This window comes from Micromonospora sp. WMMA1947 (genome assembly GCF_027497355.1).
GTDB lineage: Bacteria > Actinomycetota > Actinomycetes > Mycobacteriales > Micromonosporaceae > Micromonospora.
On sequence record NZ_CP114909.1, the window covers coordinates 2,980,345 to 3,004,516 of the forward strand.

Genomic DNA, 24,172 nt, shown 5'->3' on the forward strand with positions numbered 1-24,172 from the left:
GCATGCGCGTGCGCGGATTCTCCTTCGCGGCAGTACGAACGGCACGTCACGTGCCGGGACTCGTCACGCCCTTTTCGCGCGCTCCGCATGGAGGACACGCATGCGTCAACGTCATGCCCGCCGTCTGCTCGCGGCGGTGATCGGTGCCGTCCTGGTCGTCTCCGGCGCCCCGGCACAGGCCCGGCCACCGGGCCAGGAGAAACCGGAACCGCGCCCCGGCACGGTGCTCCGCCCGCCCGCGGTGAAGGGCCGGGACCTGCCGGCGACCCCGCCCGGGCCGGGCAAGGTGCTTCCGTCGGTGGCCCGGCCGGTACCCGCCGCCCCGATACCCGCGCCCCGGCGGGTCCGCGAACTCACGGACCGCCGTACCGCCACCGGCAAGGTCTTCCAGCTCGCCGACGGCCGGACGCAGGCGGAGGTCAGCCGCGAACCGGTGCACTACCGGGACGGGAACGGCCGCTGGCAGGACATCCGGCCTGCGATCGCGGCCGGCACCACTGCCGGATATCCGTACGCCGCCACCCGCAACGCGTTCGTCTCCCGGTTCGGTGACCGCAGCGACCGGGTGCTGTCCTACTCGACCGGCGCGTACGGGCTGACGCTCGGACTCGCCGGGGACCGGCGTGAGCTGCGGCCCACCGCGAGCGGTACGCGGGTCAGCTACCGGGGTGCGGTCGGCGGAGCGGACCTGGTCTACGAGGTGACCCGCTCGGCGGTCAAGGAACAGATCGTGCTGGCGGCTCCGCCGAGCGGACCGGCGACGTACTCGTTCACGCTGGACACGCGGAAGGTGCGGCCGGTCGCGCACGCCGACGGTTCGGTGTCGTTCTACGCGACCGACCGCGAGGGCCCGCCGCTGTTCACGATGCCGCGGCCGTACATGTACGACAGTGCCGACGACCCGGGCTCGGTGGTCGGCAAGCGGGTCAGCTACCAGGTCACCCAGCGCATCGAGCAGCAGGGCGGCCGCACCGTGGTGACGGTGAGCGCCGACGGTGCCTGGCTGCGCAGCCCGGACCGGAAGTACCCGGTGGTCATCGACCCCACCATCAAGATCCAGCCGACGCTCGGCCAGGCGCAGGACGTCATGCTCGCCTCCGGCGGCCCGACGGAGAACTTCGACAGCACCTGGCGGCTGTCCGCCGGTGCTTCCAGCGGCGGCACCTTCCGGTCGTTGACGAAGTTCGACCTGTCGAAGGTCCCGGCGAACACGGTGCTGGACTCGGCGCAACTCGAGATGTACTTCGACCAGACCCACGGCGGCGCGGACGACTACTCGATGGCGTTCGAGGCGCGCCGGGTGACAGCGGCGTGGAACGAGAGCACCGCGACGTGGGACAGCATGGGCGGCAAGTTCGCCGAGGTCGGCGAGAACCGCGAGCAGGTCGACGAGGCGGACGCCACCAAGGTCACCGCGAGCGGGGAGTGGCCCGGTGCCACCGGCACCGACCGCAGCCAGGCGCTCAACGGCGCCTACCGCTACAACTCCGACTCCACCACGGGGCAGACGTTCACCTGGGTGCCCCGGCTCACCGAGACCGGCCAGTACGAGGTGTTCGTGCACTACGTACCGGGCAGCAACCGGGCGACGAACGCGCCGTACACCGTCCACTACGACGGCGGGTCGGTGGTGAAGACGGTCAACCAGACCACCGGCTCCGGCAACGGCACGTGGGTGTCGATCGGCTCGTACGCGTTCAAGGCCGGCACCACCCACAAGGTGGTCCTCGGCGATGTGGCCGGCAAGACGGTGGTGGCCGACGGGGTGCGCTTCGTCAAGCGCGCCGAGGTGACCAAGCCGGCGCACCAGACGAACGCCTGGCACAGCTACAGCGTCCGCTCGATCGTGCAGGGCTGGCTGGGGGACCCCGCGACCAACCACGGCTTCATGGTCAAGGGCAAGGACGAGTCGAACAAGAACGGCGGCCCGCGCTACGAGTCCGGCGACTTCTCCTACGGTGGCGAGGACGACCACGGCCCGAAGCTGGTGCTCACCTGGGGACGCCCCGGGGTCGCGTTGAACCCGGTGAACACCGTCCGCGCGACCGGCGCCGACCTGTCCTGGTCGACCTACGCCGACCCGTCCTCGTCGCCGGACGACGACCTGCTCGAATACCAGGTGCACGCCAGCCGGACGCAGAACTTCATGCCGAGCGCGGCCACGCTCGTCGCGCCGGTACGGCCGGGTCGCACCAGCTACGCCGACACGCACGCGACGCCGACCCCGGCGAACTCGTCCGGCCAGTTCGGTGACGCCTACTTCTACATGGTCGCGGCCCGGCTGCGCGACGGCACGGTCCTCCCGGCGCAGACGCAGATGGTGCGGCTGCCAAAGGCCGGCCAGGTGATCAAGTTCTTCACCGGCGCCGACGACAACACGCTGACCAGCGCCAAGCCCAACAACAACTGGGACACGCTGGACGCCGGCGGCGAACTCCAGGTCGGCAACAAGGGCTCGATCTACGGCACCAGCCGCGTCGTGCTGAAGTTCCCCAACGTCACGGGCCTGCCCGCCAAGACCAAGGTGATCAACGCCCAGGTCGGGCTCTGGGGCTGGTACAGCGAAGGGACGGGCGTCGGCCAGCAGCAGTTCCAGCTACGCGGTCTGACCCGCGGCTTCAGCGAGACCACCTCGACGTGGAACAGCGCCCAGACCGGCACCGCCTGGACCACGCCGGGCGGTGACGCCGAGTCGACGGTCCAGTCCACGGTGGGCTCCCTGAACGGGGATCCGGGGTGGACGAACTGGGAGGCCGGACCGCTGGTGCAACGCTGGATCGACGACGCCGCCACCAACAAGGGCGTCCTGATCCGGCAGGCCGACGAGGCCGGCGCGGAGCAGCGGGTGCTGTTCCTCTCCGCCGAGGCGGCCGAGCCGTCGCTGCGCCCCCGGCTCCGGGTCATCTTCACCGCGCCGACCAGCGACCGGACCTACTACGCGCCGAACACCCCGGGCCGGATGGTCCCGGGTGACCAGTACCTGGTGCCGGTCACCGTCACGAACACCACGTCGTCGGTGTGGTCGCCGTCGGACTGGGTGCTGTCGTACCGGTGGACCCGGCAGGACGGCACCGCGGTGAGCGCGGACCCGATCGAGACCCCGCTGCCGTCCGCGCAGGCGCCCGGTGGCGTGGTCACCGTCAACGGCACGGTGAAGGCACCGACGTCCGGCAGCGACGGTGACCGCCGGGAACCGTACGTGCTGAAGTGGGAACTGCGGAACAAGACCACGAACCAGTGGCTGTCGCAGACCGCCCAGATCGACCCGCTGGACCAGTCGGTCGCCGTGGAGGACCCGACCTCCGACCAGCTCGGGCTGGAGAAGTTCTACCAGTACGCGGGCGGTGGCACGGGGGCCGGCTCGACGCTGCTGGTCAACCAGTTCTCCGGAAACGCCCTGGTCGGCTACAACCCGATCAACAACCCGAGCCGGGGCGTCACCACGTTCGTCCGGATGACGTACAACAGCCAGGACACGTCCACCTCGTCGGCCGGCCTCGGCTGGTCGTTGTCCACCTCCAGCGCGGTCCGGCTCGGTTCGCCGCTGGAGTTCCGGGGCGGGGACGCCACCTGGCCGCAACAGGTCGCGATGACCGACGGCGACGGCACCACCCACCTGTTCGAGCTGAACAAGAACGGCAGCGGCAACCCGGCCGACTGGCGGTACGTCAAGGCGTCCGGTGTGCACCTGTACCTGCAACGCACAGGCAGCGGCGACCCCGCCGAGGCGTGGACGATGACGCGGCCGGACCGCAGCCAGTTCGTCTTCGACGAGCAGGGCTACCAGATGGCCGTGCGGGACCGCAACGGCAACCAGTTGCGCTTCGCGTACGAGCGCAAGCAGGTCGGCAACCGCAACGCGGCGGTGCTGCGGCACCTCACCGATCCGGACAACCGGCAGACGCTGACGCTCGACTACTACGAGCCGGGCGACGCGTACACGGCCTTCGTCGCCGGCACCCGGCAGTCGCTGACCAACCTCCAGAACCTCCGGATCATCGGTCAGCTCAAGTCGGTCACCGACGTGAGCGGCCGGACGCTCTCCTTCGTCTACAGCGACACCGGCCTGCTCCGGGAGGTCACCGACGGCGCCGGCACGGCGGAGGCCAAGACCTTCGGGTACGCCTACGACGAGTCGCAGGGGGCGCAGAACGCGCGGCTGATCAAGGTCACCGACCCGCGGAACTCGAACACGAAGATCGCCTACAACGATCCCGGGGACGCGTTCCAGCAGGGCAAGGTCAACACGATGACGGACCGGCTCAACCGGTCGACCCTGTTCGAGTACCAGGACCCGGACGGCGGCGCGAGCACGGGCGTGGTCACCACGGTGACCGACCCGAAGGGCCGGGCGACCGAGACGACGATCGACGGCTACGGCCGCAGCACCCGGATCTCGAACGCCAAGGCCGAGGTCACGCTGCTCGGCTGGGACGCGGACAACAACGTGGTCCGCCTCGAGGACGCCAAGAACGCGGTCTCGACCTGGCGTTACGACCAGGCGACCGGCCTGCCGCTGGAGGTCCGGGACGCGGAGGCGGTCAAGAACAACACCCCCGGTATCCGGATGGACTACCGGTTCGGGCTCGGCGGTCACACCGCCGAACTCACCGACAAGTACTCGGCCGAGGGCCGGCACTGGAAGTTCGGCTACGACGCGGTCGGCAACGTCACCTCGGTGACCGACCCGAAGGGCACGGCGACCAGCACCGAGGGTGACTTCACCACCTCGTACACGTACGACGCGGCCGGGCGGATGCTCACCGCCACCGACGCGAACGACGGTGTCACCAAGTACGCGAGCTTCGACGCCAACGGTTTTCCCAGGACGATCACCGACGCGTTGCTCAACGACACCACCTACACCTATTCGGCGATCGGCTCCGTCACCACCATGACGGACGCGAAGCAGCACACGTCGACGTACGGCTACGACATCCTCGGCCGGCCCACCACCAGGAAGATCCCGGTGGACAGTGCGGCGGGTGTCTACGCCACCACCCCGGCACCGGTCTACGACAAGAACGACAACGTCACCCAGCAGACCTCCGCCACCGGTGCGGTGACCACCGCCACCTACGACCTGCTCGACCGGACGAGCACCGTCACCACCGCCAAGGACACCAGCACGTCCGACGCGCCGACGACCAAGTACGACTACGACCCCGTCGGCAACGTCACGAAGATCACCGAGCCACGCGGCATGCTCACTCCGACGGACCCGAACGACTTCGCGACCGTCTACGTCTACGACGAGCTGAACCAGCTGACCGACGTCACCGACGCCGCCAACGGCCGGGTGCACATCGACTACGACCGGGTCGGCAACATGATCAACGTGGCCGACCAGCGGAAGATGGCGACGGCCGACTCCACCGACTACACCGCCAAGTACAACTACGACGCGAACCACCGGGTCATCGAGACCGTGGACGCGAAGGGCAACACCACTGCCGTCTCGTACGACAGGGACGGCAACACGAAGTCCTCAACCGACCAGGACGGCAACAAGACGCTCCTCAGCTACGACGAGCGGTCCGCGCTGATCGAGCAGAAGGTGCCCTACTCCTCGGCCAACGGCACCATCACCTACCGCACCACCCGCTACGGCTACGACGAGGTGGGCAACCGGACCACCCAGGTCAGCCCGCGCGGCGTGGACACCGCCGAGGCCGACGACCCGGACGACTTCACCACAGTCACCCTGTACGACAAGCTCAACCGGGTCCGTGAGGTCCAGCAGCCGTACGACCGCGACGACGAGCGGTTCACCACCCCGGCCACCACGATCTACACCTACGACAAGGTGGGCAACCCGGAGCGGATCTCGGCCCCGCCGTCGCAGGGGGAGAGCACCCGCAACGACACCGTCCAGACGTTCTACGACACCGGCTGGGTGCGGACCTCCGAGGACGTCGGCTGGAACATCAAGACCGCCTACAAGTACGACCTCAACGGCGCGCAGACCTCCCGTACGGTCACCGGCGCCAGCGGCAACCCGCGCGAGATGCTGTGGACGTACCACCCGGACGGCAAGAAGAAGACCCAGGCCGACAACGGTGCCGGCTCCGGCACGGCGCGCAAGGACTTCAGCTACGAGTACGACGTCAACGCCAACCTGACGAAGATGTCGGACGCCAGCACCGGCGCCACGGTCGACACGTACGTGATCTCCTACGACCCGCGTAACCAGGTCGCCAGCGTCGAGGAGAAGAAGTCCGGCACGGTCAAGAACACGACCACGTTCAGCTACGAGCCCAACGGACTGCTCAAGCGCCGGACGCACGACACGCAGATCTCCGAGTACACCTACGAGCCGCAGCGGGACCTGGCGACCGAGATCAAGAACATGACCTCGCCGACCGACCCGAAGCCCAAGTACACCCGGTACACCTACACCAAGCGGGGGCAGACCGACACCGAGACCAAGGGCAACGGCAACGTCGTCACCTACGCCTACTTCCTCAACGGCGCGGTCCAGAGCCAGGCCGAGAAGAAGTCCGCCGGGACGCTGGTCAACCAGCACACCTACGAGTACGCGGCGAACGGGCAGAAGTCCAAGGACGTCTCGCGCAAGCAGAACGCGGACAACCGCACGGCGTACCTGGACACGACGACCACCTGGACGTACGACCCGCAGGACCGGGTCCGCTCGGTCACCAAGACCGGGGCCGGCGCGACGACCGAGAGCTACGTGCACGACGCCAACAGCAACGTCGTCACGCAGACCGTCGGCGATGTCCCCACCTCGTACAACTACACGAAGAACCGGCTGCAGTACGCGACCACGAACGGCGTGCGCGCGACCTACGCCTACGACCCGTACGGCCGGCTCAAGACGGTGACCGCCGCCGAGACCACGCTGGAGAGCTACACCTACGACGGTTTCGACCACGTGGTCACCAACGTCAAGAACCCGGGCAACAAGACGACCACGTACAAGTACGACCCGCTGGACCGGCAGGTCGAGCGGACGTACGGCGGCAAGACCACCACGTACGCCTACCTGGGCCTCAGCTCGGACATCTCCGCCGAGCTGGAGGGCACGAAGGTCGTCAAGTCCTACCAGCGCGGCCCCGGCGGCAGTCTGTTGTCACAGGTCAAGACCAACACCGACAACAGCCAGGAGGACTCGTACGTCGGCTACGACGGCGGCTCGGACGTCGAGCAGATCACCGACGACAAGGGCGACGGCCGGGCGACCTACGGCTACACCGCCTACGGCAAGAACGACTCCGGTCAGTTCACCGGCGTGGACAAGCCGGACGCCGACAACCCCGACAACCCGGATCGGGTGCCCTACAACTCGTACCGCTTCCAGGCCAAGCGGTTCGACCAGTCCACCGGCAAGTACGACATGGGCTTCCGCGACTACGACCCGGGGATCAACCAGTTCCTGTCCCGCGACTCCTACAACGGGGCGCTGAACGACCTGGCGTTGGCGGTCGACCCGTACACCGGCAACCGGTACGCCTTCGCCGGCGGCAACCCGATCTCGAACGTGGAACTGGACGGCCACAGCTGGATCGACAAGACGCTGGACGCCGCCAAGGAGTACGTCGGGACCGTCGCCAGCGGCATCAAGGACACGGTCAAGGGAACGCTGGACACCTACGCCGAGGTGGACGACTGCGCCTCCGGTGACAGCGACGCCGCCTGCGACAGCGTTCGTGGCAAGGCGAAGGCCGCGGCGGACCAGTTCGACAAGGCCGGCGACTGCGGTTACAACAACGACAAGGCCGCCTGCGACTCGGTCAAGCAGTCGGTCGGCTGTGGTGAGGACAAGTCGGGCCCGGAGTGCGCCGGCAACCTCACCGTGGCCGCGTTGGACATGTTCGCCGGCAAGGGTGCCGGCCGAGGTGCCGGCGCGGCACGCGCCGGCAAGGCCAGCGGGGCCTCGCCGGGCAGCCGGGCCTCACAGGGTGGTGGGGCGTCCACCGCCGCGCGGGACTGTTTCTCCAACAGCTTCGTGGCCGGCACGCTGGTGCTGCTCGCGGACGGCACCACGAAGGCGATCGAGGACGTCGACCTCGACGACGAGGTGCTGGCGACCGACCCGGAGACCGGTGAGACCGAGGGCAAGCCGGTGAGTCGCCTGATCCAGGGTCAGGGCCACCGCGACCTGGTCGACGTCACCGTCGACACCGACGGCGACGCCGGGGACGCGACGGCCGACATCGTGGCCACCGACGGCCACCCGTTCTGGGTGGACGACGAGGGCCGGTGGATCGACGCCGGGCAACTCGTGGCCGGTGACCAGGTGGCGACGCCCGACGGCGACACCCTGACTGTGGTGCGGACACGGCACTGGACGCAGGTGACCGCCGTCTACAACCTCACCGTCGAGGACATCCACACGTACTATGTGCTGGCCGGCAGCGCTCCCGTCCTCGTCCACAACTGCAGAGACGCAGCGGTTGCTGCCCGCCACGGCGGTGCCGTGGTGGAAGGCGGATACAAATTCCCTAGTCACCGCTCAGCGCGACAAGCGGCTTCGGAAATGGTTGGAGATATGGGTTCGAATTCGGTTGCGATTCGGGCTAGAGATTTTCGTGGCGGCCCGTACTGGATGAGAGACTCCGATAAGGTCATTGGTCGTAAGAGCGCCGATGGGACGCGCCTCTGGCGGGACGACTTCACCGGACATGTTTTCAAGGACGGTCGGGGGAATGTCGAAAAAATTATCGGCCCGCATCTCAACGTGGAAGCGCCGCATCTTCCGAACGGCGGAAAAGGCCTGCATCTGTTCTACTAGAGGAACGCATGAATATATGGTGGAGACTTCAATGCGATTTGAACCACGAGTGGACGCTCGACCTTCCGGAAGGAGAGGAGATCTCCGGCGACGCGGATCGGTGTCCGGTCGATGGTCTTCCAGCGGTGACGGCTGTGCCGGAGCGCCCGGCTGACCGTGTTTCGGTAACCCTGAGGCCTGCCGCGCGAGTGGTCGACAGGGTAACCGGTCAGGTCGGAAGAGATTCGGAATACTACTTGAGAATCTCGTCGCAAGACGGTCTGGAAAGCAGGCAGAGCGTCAAGATCTTCAGTTGGGACGAGGCTATTCGGAAAGCTGCCATGTTCCAGAAGGTGACATGGGAGCAGGCAGCTCGACGTTGGATCAGAATGGGTCTGGACAAGGTCTGAATGACTGATGAGGGGCGCACCAGGCATGGCTGCGCCCCTCATCATGTCCACACATGCCACCCTGCTTCGGTGACCGCGGCTCGTGTCTCACCTGATCGGCGAACCACCGTCGACCGGGATGGTGTGGCCGTGGATGAAGGACGCGTCGTCGCTGGCGAGGAAGCAGACCGCGCGGGCGATCTCGTGCGGCTCGCCGTACCGGCCGGCGGGCGCCTGCATGGTCAGGTCGTAGAACGGGAAGTCGCTGGTGATCTCCGCGCCCTCGAAGGCGGCGGTCTTGATCACGCCGGGGCCGATGCCGACCGCGCGGATGCCCTGGTGGCCGTAGTCGTAGGCGATCTGCTTGGTGAGCCCGATGACGCCGTGCTTGGCGGTGGTGTACTCCGCGCCGACCTCGCTGGCGACCACGCCGGACGCCGACGACACGTTGATCACGACACCCTTGCCGCGCTCCAGCATGTGCGGCAGCGTCGCCTTCGTCACCAGGAAGACGCCCTTCAGGTCGACCTCCATGACGCGGTCCCACTGCTTGTTCTCGATCTCCAGCAACGGCACGTACGCGCCGAAGACGCCCGCGTTGTTCACCAGCACGTCGATGCGGCCGTACGCGTCGAGGGCGGCACTCACCATGGCGCGCACCGAGTCCTCGTCGGTGACGTCGGCCGCCACCGCCACCGCGTCGCCGCCGGCTTCCTTGACGCGCGTGACTGTCGCCTCGGCGCGCTCCATGGAGAGGTCGGAGACGACGACCTTCGCGCCCTCGGCGGCCAGTTCGACGCACATGGACATGCCGAGTCCGGAGCCCACCTGGTCGGGGCTGAAGCCGCCGCCCGTCACCAGCACCACCTTGTCCGTCAATCCACGCACCGCGCTGTCTCCCGTCTGTCGATGACCGTACGGCCTGCACCCTGGTCGTTCGGATGAGTAGCCCTCGTATTTACGTACAGATTAGCTGGTCAGAGGGGGTGCGCCCACCGGCGAGAGGGGCCGCCGCAGTGTGATGAAGATCGTTTGCGTCGCGCCGGCCCGGAGGGGTAGGGACAGCACCACCCCCGAGCCGGGGGTCTGCGGGATTACCCACGGCGACGATCATCGCCAGAATCGGTGACGGAGAGTCGCGTGCGGAGCGTGGCTCGCGGCATCGGGGGCGACATGACTTCTTCCACGGCGACGGAACCCGCGGCACGGCGGGGCAGCGACTACGCGCGGTTGTCCCGCCGGATCGCCGAGGCGGGGCTGTTCGAGCGGCGGCCCGGCCGGTACGCGCTGCGGATCGCGCTCACGCTCGGCGCGTTCGCGGCCGGCTGGGTCGTGGTGGCACTCGTCGGTGACTCGTGGTGGCAGGTGCCGCTGGCGGTGGTGATGGCGGTGGCGACCACACAGGTGGCGTTCCTCGGCCACGACGCCGGGCACCGGCAGATGTTCCGCCGGCGTGGCCCGAGCGAGGCGGCCGGGCTGGTCGCCGGCAACCTGGCGGTCGGGCTCAGCTACGGCTGGTGGGTCGACAAGCACAACCGGCACCACGCCAACCCGAACCACACCGACGAGGACCCGGACGTCGGGGCGGGCGCGCTGGTCTGGACGTACGAGCAGGCGATGGCCACGCGCGGCCTGAGCCGGTGGATGGCCCGCCGTCAGGCCTGGCTGTTCTTCCCGCTGCTCCTGCTGGAAGGGCTGGCGCTGCACGTGGCGAGCGTGCAGGCGCTCGTCGGTCGGGAGCCGGACGGGCGGTGGCGGGTGCCGATGCGGCACCGGGCGGTGGAGGCGCTCCTGCTCGCCGTGCACGCCGCCGGCTACCTCGGTCTGCTGTTCGCGGTCATGTCCCCGGCCAAGGCGCTGCTGTTCGTCGCCGTGCACCAGGGGCTGTGGGGGCTCTACATGGGCTGCTCGTTCGCCCCGAACCACAAGGGCATGCCGATGCCCACCGCCGACGACGAGCTGGACTACCTGCGCAAGCAGGTGCTGACCTCGCGCAACGTCCGCGGCGGCCGGTTCGTCGACCTGGCGCTGGGCGGGCTCAACTACCAGATCGAGCACCACTTGTTCCCGAACATGCCGCGCGCCAACCTGCGCCGGGCCCGGCCGCTGGTCATGGCGTACTGCGCCGAGCAGGGCGTCCCGTACGCGGAGACCGGGCTGGTCGAGTCGTACCGGCAGGCTCTGGCGCACCTGCACGACGTGGGCCGGCCGCTGCGCGCGGCCTGAGCGCGGCGGGCCGGGCGGGGGCGAGTGGGGGCGCCTCCGCCCGGCGTCAGGTCAGGACCCGGACCCCGAGAAGGCCGCGGCGATTGCCGCAGGTGCCTCCTCCACCGCGCCGGGCGCGGGCGGGCTCAGCTTCACCGGCGTGCCGAACTCGGAGTAGGCGACGGACATCTCGCCGAGCGACGCATCGATGGGAGTCATGTCCATCTTGAACGTGCTGAGGCGCCCCTGCTCGTCGACGGTCGCGGTGAACGGCAGCGCCTTCGCCTTGTCGCCCGCCGCCGTGAGCGCCTTCGCGTTGGCGCCGCTGCGCGTGTAGTCGAGTGTCCCGGCGTACGCGCGGTCACCCGAGCTGCGGACGTCGACCACTGCCGCGAGCAGCTTCTTCACCCCGCCCGGGTCGTCCACCGGCATCACGCCGTCGCCGGTGTCCATGCGCAGCCACTTCCGGGAACCGCCGAGCTGCTCGCCCAGCGCACCGTCGAACTTGACCCAGGTGTCGGTGCCGATGACCAGCATGCGCACCTCACCGAAGGCGGCCATCGTCAGGGTGGTCTGCATGGTGCGAGCCCGCGGGTCGGTCACGCCGTGCGCGGTGAGCATGGCCGAGTCCAGCTCGACCCGCAGCGTCTGCTCGTTGAGCTTCCCGATGGCGGCGGTCAGTTCGTCACGCGGCGTCGTCGCCGGGCTCGCGGAGCCCGCAGCGGCGGCCCGTTCGGCTGGCGCGCCCGTTCCGGTCCGGTCGCCGCATCCGGTCAGACCGAGGCCGAGCACCGCGACGAGCGCGACCCCCGTGGTCGCCAGCCGTCGTTTCGTCATCAGTGATGTTCCTCCGTGAAAAAAGCCCCCACCGGGGCCGGACGATCAATGTAGCGGCACCCGACGGGTGGCGTGCGCCCCTTTTCCGGCGTGCGCGGCGAGGCCGCCGACGGGGGTGGCCGGTAGGGTCGTCGCATGGTGGAGGGCGCGCCGCGGTGGTGGCGCGCGGCGCGGCGGGCCGACCGGCCCCGGCCGCGTCACGGGACGACATCGTGCGGAGCTGCGGCATGAGATTCGAGATCAGCAAGGTGCTCGACGCCATCGAGGGGCGGGTCTGCACCGACCCGTCGCTGGCCCGGGCCGTCGTCGACCTGGCCGAGGTGATCCGCTGGCAGAACCTGGACGGCGGACGCCCGGCCAGCCTGCTGCGGCTCGGCATGGTGATCGACGCGCTGTCCCGGCAGATCGGCGAGGACAGCGTCCCGGTCTACGCGATCGTGCACCGGGCACTGCTGTCCGACGCCGACCTGACCTCCAACGAGCGGATGGTGGTGCGCCGGTGGGCCGACGACGGCCTGGTGGAGGTGCTCGACCAGCCCGGTGACCGGATGCTGGAGGTGGCCGACCTGCTCGGCCTGCCGGTGCTCACCCGGGCGCGGCTCGACGGGGTCGTCGGGCGGTACCCGTGGATCGGGCAGGCGGGCCGCGTGCTCGCCCCGGTGCCCGGCGCCGGCGGGCCGGTCTTCATCGCGCACGTCGGTGGCGGCCAGGACCCGGCCACCGGCAGCCGTTCCCCGGCCGGGGTCAAGCTGCTCACTCGGAAGTGGCGGTGCCCGGAGCCGGGCTGCGCGCTGTTCGGCGGGGGCGGCGGCGCCTTCGCCGACCTGGCCGCGGTGGACCGGGTGCCGGCCGAGCAGCCGCCGCCCACGCTGCGTACCGGTGCGCCCACCTGCCCCCGGCACGGTACGCGGCTCTCCGACGCCGGCCCGCGCCCGCGTACCGAGGTGCTCGCGGTGCGCATCGGCGGGCTGGTCCGCAAGCGGTTCGTGCTCACCGAGACCGAGCCCGTCGCGGTCGGCCGGGCGCCGGACGGGCCGGGCGGGGTGACTCTGGGCCAGTGGCTCAACGACGAGGCCCGGCGCTGGATCAGCCGCAGCCACATCCGCCTGGAGCTGCGGGTGGGCGAGGTGGTGATCACCGACACCAGCACCAACGGCTCCGGCGTACGCCCCGGTGGCTCGATGGCGGAGCACGAGCGGATCGCGCTGGCGCCGCAGCAGTCCCGGGTGCTCGCCGAGGGCGACCTGATCGAGCTGTACCCGGGCGTGCAGGTGGGTCGCGCCGGTGCCATGAGCAGCGACGCCAAGTACACCCCGAACTCGGTGATGGCCGAGGCGCCGACCATGGCGATGCGGCTGCCGCGTCAGTAACGGCCACGTGCGAAGGCGCCGGGACCGTCGTGGTCCCGGCGCCTTCTCGCGTACGGCCTCAGCCGCGTCGCGTACGGCCTCAGCCGGCCAGGACGGCGGCGAGCTGCGCCACCGCGTGGTCGATCTCGTCGGCGGTGATCACCAGCGGCGGGGCGAGCCGGATGGTTGAGCCGTGGGTGTCCTTGGCGAGCACACCCCGCTCCATCAGTCGCTCGCACGCCTGCCGGCCGGTCATCAACGCGGGGTCGATGTCCAGCCCGGCCCACAGCCCGCGACCGCGTACCGCCACCAGGCCCTTGCCGATCAGGCCCCGCAGCCCGGCGTGCAGCCGCTCGCCCAGCTCGGCCGAGCGGCGCTGGAACTCGCCGGTCGCCAGCAGCCGGACCACCTCGGTCGCGACCGCGCAGGCCAGCGGGTTGCCGCCGAACGTCGAGCCGTGCTGGCCCGGCTGGAGCACGCCCAGCACGTCGCGGTTCGCGGCGACCGCCGACACCGGCACGATGCCGCCGCCGAGCGCCTTGCCCAGCAGGTACATGTCGGGCTCGACGCCCTCGTGCTCGCAGGCGAACGTCGCGCCGGTGCGGCCCAGGCCCGACTGGATCTCGTCGGCGACGAACAGCACGTTGCGCTCGGTGCAGACCCGGCGGACACCCGGCAGGTAGCCCTCCGGCGGCACCACGACGCCCTGCTCACCCTGGATCGGCTCCAGCAGCACGGCCACCGTGTTCTCGTCGATCGCCGCGGTCAGCGCGTCCAGGTCGCCGTAGGGGACCACAGTGAAACCCGGGGTGTACGGCCCGAAGTCGGCGCGCGCGTCCTCGTCGGTGGAGAAGCTGACGATCGTGGTCGTACGGCCGTGGAAGTTGCCCTCCGCCACCACGATGTTGGCCTGGCCCGGAGTGACGCCCTTGACCTGGTAGCCCCACTTGCGGGCCACCTTGATGCCGGTCTCCACCGCCTCGGCGCCGGTGTTCATCGGCAGCACCAGGTCCTTGCCGCAGAGCGCGGCCAGTTCGCGGCAGAAGGCGGCGAACTGGTCGTGGATGAACGCGCGGCTGGTCAGCGTGAGCCGGTCGAGCTGCGCGTGGGCGGCCTCGATCAGCTTCGGGTGCCGGTGGCCGAAGTTCAGCGCCGAGTATCCCGCCAGGCAGTCGAGGTAGCGGCGGCCGTCCACGTCGGTCAGCCAGGCGCCCTCGGCCGACGAGATCACCACGGGCAGCGGGTGGTAGTTGTGCGCCGTGTGACGCTCCGCGTCCCGGACGGCGGACGGAGTCCGCAGCATGTCGTCGATGATCACTTGCTCGCCTTTCCCTGACGGAGTCGCAACGTGCAGCACTTCGGTCCGCCGCCGGCCTTGCGCAGCTCGGACAGGTCGATGCCGATGGTCTCGTAGCCCCGGTCGCGCAGCTTCGCGGCCAGGTCGGTGGCCTGCGCCGGCAGCACCACGTGCCGGCCGTCGCTCACCGCGTTCAGGCCCAGCACCTCGGCGTCGGCCATGGTGGCGTGGATCGCGTCCGGGAACAGCCGGCGCAGCACCGCCCGGCTGCCGGGGGAGAACGCCTCCGGCAGGTACGCCACGGTGCGCTCGTCGAGCACCGTCAGCGCGGTGTCCAGGTGGTAGAAGCGGGGGTCCACCAGCTGCATGGTGATCACCGGGTAGCCGAAGGTCTCCTGGAGCTGGGCGTGCGACGCGTGCGCGGTGCGGAACCCGGTGCCGGCGAGCAGGTGGTCACCGGCCAGCAGGACGTCGCCCTCGCCCTCGTTGACGTGCTTCGGGTCGTACATCTCGAAGCCGGCGCTCTCGAACCAGGCCCGGTACGCGGGCGCCTCGTCGGCGCGCTGGGGGTCGCGGAACTGCACCGCCATGGCCTTGCCGTCGATCACGGTGCCGCCGTTCGCGGCGAAGACCATGTCCGGCAGGCCGGCGACCGGCTCGATCAGGTCGACCTCGTGGCCCAGGTCGAGGTACGTCCGGCGAAGTTGCTCCCACTGCCGGATCGCCAGGTCGGCGTCGACCGGGGCGGTGGGGTCCATCCACGGGTTGATCGCGTAGTCGACGGCGAAGTACGTCGGCCGGCACATCAGAAAGCGCTGGCGGATGGCGTCCATCGTCATGTCGTGCTCCCAGGGTCGGGCGCGCCCGGCCACGGTCGGCCCACGGGCTGGCGCCGTGGTCCAACGTTATGCGGCCCGGGTAGACGATATCCACCGCGAGAAGTTGCGTCCGGCAGCGAATCGTTGCGTTGAATCGGTCAGCGGCGGGTGATCCTTGCGCCGACGCCGGACACACTTCGGGGGCGGCGAACCGCCGCCCCCGAAAGAGGTGTTGCCCGGCCGGTGAACCACCAGAACTGATCGGGCTGACCGGCCCTGCCGGCGATCGGGACAGTGCCCGTCAGAACCAGGCGCCAAACTGTGAGTCAAGCCACTCGCGGAAGCGGCCCACCCACTCGCCGTCGGTGGTCGGCCAGTCGAACTGGCCGGTCATCGCCACGATGCCGAGCACCACGGCGGCCAGGCCGACAGCGATGCCGATCAGCGCGTCGGTCTTGCCCGCCACATGCCGGCGGCGGGTGGCGATCAGGCCGAGCACGGCGAGCACCGCGCCGGCCGCGCCGACGCCGATGCCGTACCCGGCGAGCGTGCCGGAGAGCACGAACAGGGCACCGATCACCGAGACGATCAGGCCGAGCGTGGCGAGCAGGCTGGCCCGGGGACGCTTCGTGGTGTACGGCTCGGGCCGGTCCACCCGGCCGTCGCGGTCGGTGTCCGTACCGTCGGGGCGGCCGTCCCGGTCGAGGTCGGCGCGGCCGTCGTGGTCCAGGTCGGTGCGGTCCGGCCGGCCGTCGCGGTCCAGGTCGGCGGTGCGCTCGGCGACGGGCGCCGCGCCGGCGGTCCGCGCGTCGGTCACCGGAACGGTGTCGGCGTCGGTCCGGCGGCCGGTGACCGCACGCGCCGCCGCACCCCGGTCCGCGGCCCGCCGCCGCGCCTCCGCGTCCCGCTTGTCGTCGGCCGTCGCGATTCGGCCGTCGGTCGTCGTTGCCGCCGTCCGGCCGTCGGTGGCCGCCGTCGTGTCGCGGTCGCGGGCGGCCCGGTCGGTCGCCGCGTCCCGGGCGCGCTCGTCGTCGGTCGCGGTGGCGGCGCTGCGGTACGTGGTCCGCTCCTCGTCGCGGTCGGTGACCACGGGCCGGTCGGCCGGCTGCTCGGCGGTCCGGTCGCGTTCGTCGACCACGCCGTCGCCGTTGGTATCGGTACTGGTCGCCGGAGAGTTCCGGCGGGACAGGATCTTCACGATGACACCTCCTGATCCAGGCGCGGAGGCCGCGCATGACATGCAGGAAGTACCCAGGTGTGCCGAAATCGACACCCCTGGGTTCGCTCCGCACGCTCAGGCGTGCCGTCCGGTCACGACACGGTGCGTGACCACTGCTGGTTGGTGCCCGCGCCGCAGGTGTACTGCTGGACGTCCGCTCCGTCGCCGGTGCCGGCGTTCACCACGTCCAGGCACTTGCCGCTGTGCCGGGCCCGCAGTTGGAACCAGCCGTCGCGCGCGGCCCACTGCCACTGCTGGTTGGCGCCGCCGCCGCAGGTGTACTGGATGATGTTGGCGCCGTCGGCGGTGGACGCGTTCGCGACGTCGAGACACTTGCCGCTCGCCGCGTTGACGAGGCGGAACCAGCCGCCGCCGGCGTCCTGGAACTCCCACCTCTGGTTGCCGCCGCCGTTCCAGCCCCACTGCTTGACCTCGGCGTTGTTCGCAGTGGAGCCGTTGATCACGTCGAGCACCCGGCCGCTGTGCCGGGCGGTCACGCGGTGGTACGTGGGCGAGTTCCCGGTGACGGTGCCCGCCGCGGTGTCGACGGTGACGGACGGATACCAGGTCAGGCTCATGCTGGTGGCGGTCGGGAAGGCGATCGGCAGCCACACGTACTGGGAGTCGTTGGCCGGGCCGCCCCAGGCGCCCGCCCACCTGTCACCCAGATAGAGGTAGCTGGTGCCGGAGGTGCCCTGGATCGGCAGCACGAACGCCGGCTGAGAGTTGAACGTGGTGCCGTTGCCCACGTCGGTCCAGCCGCTCCACGGTCCCGAGATGCTCGGCGCGGTGGCGTACCGGGCCTGGTTCGGGCTCCAGCCCGTCGCCCCCGAGGTCAGCAGGAAGTACGTGGAGCCCCGCTTGAACATCGCCGGCGCCTCCCGGTGCGCGCCGTCCCAGAAGTTGCCCACCAGCGTGGCGACGTTGAGGTAGTCCGAGGTGAGCCGGTAGATGTGCAGGTCGTAGTTGTCGTCGGCGGCCGAGATCATGTACGCGGTGCCGTTGTCGTTGTAGAGCGTGATGTCGCGGGACATGTGCTGCCCGAGCGGCCGGAAGCTGCCGTGGTACGTGTAGTTCCCGTCCACCGTGGCCGACGAGGCGACGGCGGCCCGCGCCTCGTTGTAGTCGGACCCGTTCTCCTTGTGCATCCACATCACGAACCGGCCGGTGGAGGCGTTGTAGACGACCTTCGGCCGCTCGATGTTGGCGACACGCAGTTCGGCCGCGGACGACTGGGTGAGCACGTTGTTGCGGAACTCCCAGGTGCGCAGGTCCGTGGAGCGGTAGACGGAGACGGCCCGGAACGTGTTGTCCGGGTTGCGGTTCTCGCCGAACCAGTAGTAGTAGTCGCCGACCTTGAGCACGCCGCCGCCGTGGGCGTGCACCACGGCGCCGCTGGTGTCGGTGAACTGGGTGCCGTTTGTGACCGTCACCGGCGCCGCCAGCGCGGCCGCCGGTCCCATCACCGTCACCGCGACGGCCACCGCGAGCGCCAGCCCGGCCGCCAGGAGGCGGCCGGTGGCGCCGTGCCGTGCCGCCCGTCGCACGCCGGTCACCGCCCGCAGACCGGCGTGATCGTGGCGGGCGTCGCGCTGCTCGCCACGAGCATGCCGAACGTCGTCGACGCGCCGGGTGCCAGCGTCCCGTTCCAGGAGGCGTTACGGACCGTGGCGTCCTGGCCGGTGCCCTCGGCCACCCCGCCCCAGACCGACTGGATGCGCTCGTCACCGGACCAGCGCCACGAGACGAGCCAGCCCGGGACCGGCTCGGTGCCGCCGTTGCGCACCGTCACCGTGGCGACGAAGCCGCCGCCCCACCTGCTGTCGATAGTGGCCGTCGCGGAGCAGAGCGACAGCGTGCGCGCCGGTCCGCCGATCACGTACGGATCCCGCGTGCCCTTGGTGTCGCCGAACCGGAACCAGTACTCGGTGCCCGGGGTCAGGCCGCCGATGGTCACCGTCCCCGACCGTTCCGGCCCGGTGACGGCCTCGGCCACCGGATCGCGCCACCCGGTGGCGTCCTCGCGGCTGGTGAAGAGGCTGATGAGCAGCGGCGGGTCGTAGCCGCAGGGCGGGCTGAGCACCATCCAGTAGGTGATGGTGACGCTGGTGGTGGTGGCGCCCGTCACCTGGCCGGTGACCGGCAGCGCCGGCGGGCAGGCGTACGTGGGCGTCGGGGTGGGCGTCGCCGCGGTGGCGGGCGTGATCGTCGTGGCGGCGGGTGACCGGTCGGAACCGGCCGAGGCGGCCAGGCCGGTCAGGGCGAGGGTGGCGGCCAGCGCCGCGCCGAGGGTACGGAGCATCTGTCTCTCCCGAGCTGGGGGCGCCGGGGGCGGTCGGCGCCGGAGGTGGTGGACCGCGATGTCGCCGCCGCGGCGGCACGGCGGACTTGCCGGAGACGACTGCCCGGCACCGGGGTGGCGCATCACCCCGCGCTTGTCCCTCCGGCGAGATCGAGCTGCTCGCACTGGCTCCCGAGCGCTACCGCCGCCAGTCTTTCAGTCGACGATCGTCGATTCAATGCCGTCCCGGCACCCGACGTCGCCGACGGCGCGGTCTGCTGGCTACGCTTGGCCGTTGTGCCAGAGGGACACAGCATCCACCGCCTCGCCGCCCGGCACGCCGAGCTGTTCGCGGGCGACAAGGTGCACGCCGACAGCCCGCAGGGGCGCTTCGCCGAGGGCGCGGCCCGCCTGAGCGGCACCGTCCTGGACGGCACCGAGGCGTACGGCAAGCACCTGCTGCACCACTACGCGGGCGAGCTGACGCTGCACGTACACCTGGGTCTGTACGGGAAGTTCGCCGACGGGCCGGGGGAGCCGCCGGCCCCGGTCGGGCAGCTGCGGCTGCGTCTGCACAGCGACCGGCACTGGCTGGAGCTGCGCGGCCCGACCGCCTGCGAGCTGCTGACCCCGCCCGAGGTGGCGGCGCTGCGCGACCGGCTCGGGCCGGACCCGCTGCGCGCCGACGCCGACCCGGACCGGGCGTACGCGCGGATCCGCCGCAGCCCCACCCCGCTGGCCGCGCTGCTGCTCGACCAGTCGGTCGTGGCCGGCACCGGCCTGATCTTCGTGACCGAGGCGCTGTTCCGGGCCGGTCTGCCGCCGCTGCTGCCCGGGCGGGAGCTGACGCCGGCCGGCTGGGCCGACCTCTGGGCGGACCTGGTGACGCTGATGACCCTCGCGGTCGAGCGGGGCCGGATCGACACGGTGCGCGACGCGCACCTGCCGGAGGCGACCGGCCGCGCGCCGCGCGTCGACAGGCACGGCGGTGAGGTGTACGTCTACCGCCGCCCCGGCGCGCCCTGCCACGTCTGCGGCACCCCGGTCAGCCGGGGCGCGCTGGCCGGGCGCAACCTCTACTGGTGCCCCGCCTGCCAGGCGGGCTGACTCACATCTCGTCGAGCAGCCAGCGGGCCGCCTCGACGTTGCCGGGGAAGACCTGGTCGCCGCCGATGCTCCAGGCCACCGTCTGGCCGATGGCCCAGCCGCGTACCCGCTCCCGGTCCAGACCCAGCTCGGCGCTGAGCCGGTCGAGCCGGTGCCGGACCGCCGCGGGGGAGTGGCCCAGCTCCGCGCCGCGTACCAGCGGCACCACGGCGAACTCCCGCTCGCCGACGAGGGGCTTCGGGTCGATCACCAGCCACGGCTCGCGCCCGGCCGCCAGGATGTTGCCGGCGTGCAGATCCTGGTTGACCAGCACCTGCTCGCCCTGGCTCGGCGTCAGCTCGGCGAGCAGCCCGAGCGCGGCGTCGAGCAGGCGCCGCTCGTACGGGCGGCCGGCCCGCCGCCAGTTGCCAGGCATCCGCTCCGCCCAGCCGGCCGCCTCCTCGGCCAGCGGCGTGAACGGCGCACCGGCCGGCACCGCGAGCTTTGGCAGCAGCCCGACCGCGACGTCCAGCGCCGCGTCGGCCGCCAGCGAGTGCAGCGGCGTGCCGGGATCGCAGCGCTCGACGAGCAGCGCGCGCCGGCCGGGGTCGTGCCCGAGCAGCCGGATCGCGCCGCGCCCGTCCCAGTGCGCCAGCGCGGTGGCCTCGTGCACGCTGTCGTCGTCCGGATACTGGAGCTTCAACACGGCCCTGGTGCCGTCGGGCAGCGTCGCGGGCAGCGCCAGCGACGCGAACGCGTACGCGAACGGCGGACCGACCGTCAACTCCCACCGCGCGACGCAGTCGGCCAGCCGGCCGGGCAGCTCCGCGAGCCACGCCCGGCCGGTCTCGGTCCGCTCGACCCAGCGCAGCCCTTCGGGAATGTCGCACCGCATCGGCACATCCTGACCGGTGCGGCGAGTCTCCGCTGTCCCCGACGCGGCCCTCCGGCCTCGCCGGGCCCCCTCGTCCCAACCAGGCCGGCGCCGCCTCGCCTGCGGCGGGCCCGCCGAGGGCCTGTCACCGCAGTCGGCGGATGTCCCCGTACGCCCGGTAGAAGCCGCCCCGGCCGGACTCGCGGACCTCGGTGACCAGGTAGCGCGCGCCCGGCTCCCGGATGCCCTTGGGGAACTGCACCGACCAGTCCCGCCGGTAGCCGTCGGCGAGAACGTGCACCCGCAGCCGGCCGCCCTGCTCGACGCACTGCACCAGCACGCCGTCGCGGTCGTCGGTGGTCACCTCGACCGACGTCCAGGCGGCAGTCTCGGGCATCCGGGCCGGCGCCTTGACGTCGACCACGTCGGGCACGCTGCCCGCCTCGGCCGCCCGGATCGCTGCCTCACTCGCGTCGATGCAGGCCAGGTGGCCGCTCGTGGTGACCACGTAGAGCCGGTTGTCGTGGTACTGCATCGAGTACGCCGAGCCGCAGCCGGTGCCGAGCTTCCACAGCCGGTTGCCGGACTGGTCGAAGCAGTAGATCGAGGACGCGCTGTCGCCCGCGAACACGTACCGGCCGCCCTCGGCGGTGGCGCAGGAGAAGACCGCGGAGTCGCAGCGGTAGACCTGCTCGGCCCGGCCGTCCTTGCGCAGGCGCACCACCTCGCGGGTGCCCGTACCGGCGAACACGGCGTCCCGCTCCTGCCAGCCGAACAGCACCGCCCCGGTGCCGGTGTGCCACAGCTCGCGCCCGGTGCGCCAGTCGTAGCCGGTGACCCCCTGCGAGTGGCCGTGGTAGAGCGCGTCGGCGTCGCAGCGCACCATCCACGCCGACCGGCCGCGTCCCGGCCGGCGCCAGAGGAACTCGTCCTCGTGGTCGATCGCCGAGATGCCACCGTCGCGGTCGGACACGCCCAGCACGCCGTCGTGGATGTCCAGCCAGTAGATGTCGATCTCGGGCGCGATCGCGTACGCCGCCCGGGGCACCTTGCCGGACAGGTCGTAGACGTTTCCGTCGTCGCAGCCCGCGTAGACCCAGGCGTCGTCGGCAACGATGCACTTCACCCCGTCGGGCAGCCGGACCTGGTTGACCAGCCGGGCGTCGTGGTCGAGCGTGGTGATCACGCCGTGTTCGTTGCCGACCATGCAGTGCCGGTCGTCGACGAAGATGCCGAAGGCGGGCGCGCCCGAGGCGTACCGCCAGAGGACCGGGGCGGTGCGGGCGGTCGAACGGGTGCTGACGATCTGCCGGCGCGACACGGTGCGCTTCTGGCGTACGCCGCGCACCGCCGGGGCGTACCCCTTGCGGATCTTCTCGCCGATCTTCTTCGCGGCGGCGGCGCGGGCGCGGGCGTTGTCCGGGTAGGTGCTCGTCTTCACCTGGCCCTGGTCGCCGATCCGGCCGTAGCGCACTGTCATCGCGGTGTCGTCGACCACCACCTCGTAGAACTTGTGCGCTCCACCGTCCACTTCGGACAGTTCGAGGTAGGTCGTCTCCTGGGACATGGGGGTTTACCTCCGAGGGGAAGTGCCGGACCGGCAACGCGCACACGCTAACGCCGGGCACCGACAAACCCGGGTGCCGGTGTTAAGAAGGGGCCCTTCCTCTACCGGAGGCGTTAATAGGGGGCCCTTCCTTACACGGCGGCGAGGGCGTCGACGGCCTTTCGGGCCGCGATCAGCACCGGGTCCCACACCGGGGCGTACGGCGGCGCGTAACCCAGGTCGAGCGCCGTCATCTCGTCCACTGTCATGCCGTTCCACAGCGCGACCGCGAGCGCGTCGATCCGCTTGGCCGCCTCGGACCACCCGACGATCTGCGCCCCGAGCAACCGCCCGCTGGGCCGCTCGGCGAGCAGCTTGACCGTCATCGGCCGCGAGCCCGGGTAGTAGCCGGCCCGGTTCGTCGACTGGGCCAGCACGGTGACGAACTCGAAGCCCGCCTCCCGCGCGTCCCGCTCGCGCAGCCCGGTGCGGCCCACCTCCAGCTCGCAGACCTTGGTGACGGCGGTGCCGATGACGCCGGGGAAGGTGGCGTACCCGCCGCCGATGTTGATGCCCGCTACCCGGCCCTGCTTGTTGGCGTGCGTGCCGAGCGGGATGTGCACGGGCATGCCGCTGACCCGGTGCAGGGACTCCACGCAGTCGCCCGCCGCCCAGACGCCCGGTACGCCCGGCACCCGCATCCGGCGGTCGGTCCGGACCGCGCCGGACGGACCGATCGGCAGGCCGGCGGCCTCGGCGAGCCCGATGTTGGGGCGTACCCCGAGGCCCAGCACCACGACGTCGGCCGGCATCGGCCCCTCGTCGGTGACCACCGCGGAGATCCGGCCGTCCCGCTCGTCGAGGCCGGTGACGGTGAGGCCGGTGCGGACGCCGATGCCGGTGCCGCGCATCGCCTCGGCCACCAGCTCGCCCATGTCGGGGTCGACTGTGGACATCGGCTGGTCGGCCTGCTCCACCAGCTGCACCGAGAGCCCGCGTTGCACGAGCGCCTCGGCCATCTCGACGCCGACGTAGCCGCCGCCGACCACCACCGCGTGCCGGGGCCGGGGCTCGCGTTCGAGCCAGTCGATCAGCGCCGCCCCGTCGTCCAGCGTCTGCACGCCGAACACCCCGGCCACGTCGTCGCGTGCCCAGTCCGGCTGCACCGGGGACGCGCCGGTGGCGTACACCAGGGTGTCGAAACCGGCGCGGACCTCGCCGCCGCCGTCCAGGTCGCGTGCGATCACCTCGCGGCGGTCCAGGTCGATGGCAGTGACCTCGTGCCGGGTACGGACCTCGATGCCGAACTCGTCGCGGAAGGTCGCCGGGTCGCGCGCGACCAACTCGTCCCGATCCTCCACCAGGCCGCTCACCCAGTAGGGGATGCCGCAGGCCGAGTAGGAGGTGAAGTGCCCTCGTTCGAATGCGACGATCTCCAGGTCGGACCGGTCGCGGCGGCGCCGCGCCTGCGACGCCGCCGACATGCCGGCGGCGTCGCCGCCGATGACGATCATGCGCTCGGCCACGTCGCCCATCC

The 24,172-nt window shown here is 71.0% G+C and carries 14 protein-coding genes; 4 read left to right on the forward strand and 10 right to left on the reverse strand.

Annotated features, from left to right (window positions below):
* Positions 1-100 precede the first annotated feature (100 nt).
* The gene (locus O7604_RS14365) at positions 101-8,755 is read left to right on the forward strand and encodes a DNRLRE domain-containing protein (RefSeq protein ID WP_281579850.1); all 8,655 of its coding nucleotides are present in this window, start codon (positions 101-103) and stop codon (positions 8,753-8,755) included.
* Between the two features lie 476 nt (positions 8,756-9,231).
* Here the strand turns inward: O7604_RS14365 and O7604_RS14370 are convergent, their stop codons facing one another.
* Positions 9,232-10,011: a glucose 1-dehydrogenase gene (locus O7604_RS14370; RefSeq protein ID WP_281579851.1), complete on the reverse strand. Its 780-nt coding sequence runs from the start codon at positions 10,009-10,011 to the stop codon at positions 9,232-9,234.
* 285 nt (positions 10,012-10,296) lie between these two features.
* Between O7604_RS14370 and O7604_RS14375 the strand changes: the two genes are divergently transcribed.
* Positions 10,297-11,349 carry an acyl-CoA desaturase gene (locus O7604_RS14375; protein ID WP_281579852.1) on the forward strand — a complete coding sequence of 351 codons (1,053 nt, stop codon included), beginning with the start codon at positions 10,297-10,299 and terminating at the stop codon, positions 11,347-11,349.
* 51 nt (positions 11,350-11,400) lie between these two features.
* Here the strand turns inward: O7604_RS14375 and O7604_RS14380 are convergent, their stop codons facing one another.
* Positions 11,401-12,165: a hypothetical protein gene (locus O7604_RS14380; protein ID WP_281579853.1), complete on the reverse strand. Its 765-nt coding sequence runs from the start codon at positions 12,163-12,165 to the stop codon at positions 11,401-11,403.
* Between the two features lie 227 nt (positions 12,166-12,392).
* Between O7604_RS14380 and O7604_RS14385 the strand changes: the two genes are divergently transcribed.
* Positions 12,393-13,535 (forward strand): FHA domain-containing protein, encoded by a 1,143-nt coding sequence (locus tag O7604_RS14385; protein WP_281579854.1) that lies wholly within the window; start codon positions 12,393-12,395, stop codon positions 13,533-13,535.
* A gap of 79 nt (positions 13,536-13,614) precedes the next feature.
* Here O7604_RS14385 and rocD read toward each other — a convergent pair whose 3' ends face one another.
* The 5 genes from rocD to O7604_RS14410 all read right to left on the reverse strand — a co-directional run bounded on the left by rocD (position 13,615) and on the right by O7604_RS14410 (position 19,150).
* Positions 13,615-14,829, reverse strand: a complete 1,215-nt coding sequence (rocD, locus tag O7604_RS14390; protein ID WP_281579965.1) for an ornithine--oxo-acid transaminase — start codon at positions 14,827-14,829, stop codon at positions 13,615-13,617.
* Positions 14,829-15,644, reverse strand: a complete 816-nt coding sequence (ddaH, locus tag O7604_RS14395; RefSeq protein WP_281579966.1) for a dimethylargininase — start codon at positions 15,642-15,644, stop codon at positions 14,829-14,831. The genes rocD and ddaH overlap by 1 nt, the downstream gene beginning before the upstream one ends.
* A 286-nt stretch (positions 15,645-15,930) precedes the next feature.
* Positions 15,931-16,827 carry a DMT family transporter gene (locus O7604_RS14400; protein ID WP_281579855.1) on the reverse strand — a complete coding sequence of 299 codons (897 nt, stop codon included), beginning with the start codon at positions 16,825-16,827 and terminating at the stop codon, positions 15,931-15,933.
* Positions 16,828-16,940: 113 nt separating this feature from the next.
* Positions 16,941-18,395, reverse strand: a complete 1,455-nt coding sequence (locus O7604_RS14405) for an RICIN domain-containing protein (protein ID WP_269704273.1) — start codon at positions 18,393-18,395, stop codon at positions 16,941-16,943.
* Between the two features lie 5 nt (positions 18,396-18,400).
* Positions 18,401-19,150: a cellulose binding domain-containing protein gene (locus O7604_RS14410; protein ID WP_281579856.1), complete on the reverse strand. Its 750-nt coding sequence runs from the start codon at positions 19,148-19,150 to the stop codon at positions 18,401-18,403.
* A 276-nt stretch (positions 19,151-19,426) separates the two neighbouring features.
* On the opposite strand from O7604_RS14410, the gene O7604_RS14415 reads away from it, so the two are divergent.
* Positions 19,427-20,236: a DNA-formamidopyrimidine glycosylase family protein gene (locus O7604_RS14415; RefSeq protein ID WP_281579857.1), complete on the forward strand. Its 810-nt coding sequence runs from the start codon at positions 19,427-19,429 to the stop codon at positions 20,234-20,236.
* Between the two features lies 1 nt (position 20,237).
* Here O7604_RS14415 and O7604_RS14420 read toward each other — a convergent pair whose 3' ends face one another.
* From O7604_RS14420 to O7604_RS14430, 3 genes are all read right to left on the reverse strand, one after another.
* Positions 20,238-21,110, reverse strand: a complete 873-nt coding sequence (locus O7604_RS14420) for an aminoglycoside phosphotransferase family protein (RefSeq protein ID WP_281579858.1) — start codon at positions 21,108-21,110, stop codon at positions 20,238-20,240.
* A 124-nt stretch (positions 21,111-21,234) separates the two neighbouring features.
* A complete protein-coding gene (locus O7604_RS14425) occupies positions 21,235-22,656 on the reverse strand; it encodes a WGR domain-containing protein (RefSeq protein WP_281579859.1) in 1,422 nt (473 codons plus the stop codon).
* A gap of 131 nt (positions 22,657-22,787) precedes the next feature.
* Positions 22,788-24,161, reverse strand: coding sequence for an FAD-dependent oxidoreductase (locus O7604_RS14430; RefSeq protein ID WP_281579860.1), 1,374 nt, complete (start codon positions 24,159-24,161; stop codon positions 22,788-22,790).
* Positions 24,162-24,172: the final 11 nt, after the last annotated feature.

What these genes read in the sequence shown, in the direction of transcription:
- O7604_RS14365 (WP_281579850.1), top strand. Translation starts at nt 101, where the DNA reads ATGCGTCAACGTCATGCCCGCCGTCTGCTCGCGGCGGTGATCGGTGCC.
- O7604_RS14375 (WP_281579852.1), top strand. Translation starts at nt 10,297, where the DNA reads ATGACTTCTTCCACGGCGACGGAACCCGCGGCACGGCGGGGCAGCGAC.
- O7604_RS14380 (WP_281579853.1), bottom strand. Translation starts at nt 12,165, where the DNA reads ATGACGAAACGACGGCTGGCGACCACGGGGGTCGCGCTCGTCGCGGTG.
- O7604_RS14385 (WP_281579854.1), top strand. Translation starts at nt 12,393, where the DNA reads ATGAGATTCGAGATCAGCAAGGTGCTCGACGCCATCGAGGGGCGGGTC.
- ddaH (WP_281579966.1), bottom strand. Translation starts at nt 15,644, where the DNA reads ATGGACGCCATCCGCCAGCGCTTTCTGATGTGCCGGCCGACGTACTTC.
- O7604_RS14410 (WP_281579856.1), bottom strand. Translation starts at nt 19,150, where the DNA reads ATGCTCCGTACCCTCGGCGCGGCGCTGGCCGCCACCCTCGCCCTGACC.
- O7604_RS14420 (WP_281579858.1), bottom strand. Translation starts at nt 21,110, where the DNA reads ATGCGGTGCGACATTCCCGAAGGGCTGCGCTGGGTCGAGCGGACCGAG.
- O7604_RS14425 (WP_281579859.1), bottom strand. Translation starts at nt 22,656, where the DNA reads ATGTCCCAGGAGACGACCTACCTCGAACTGTCCGAAGTGGACGGTGGA.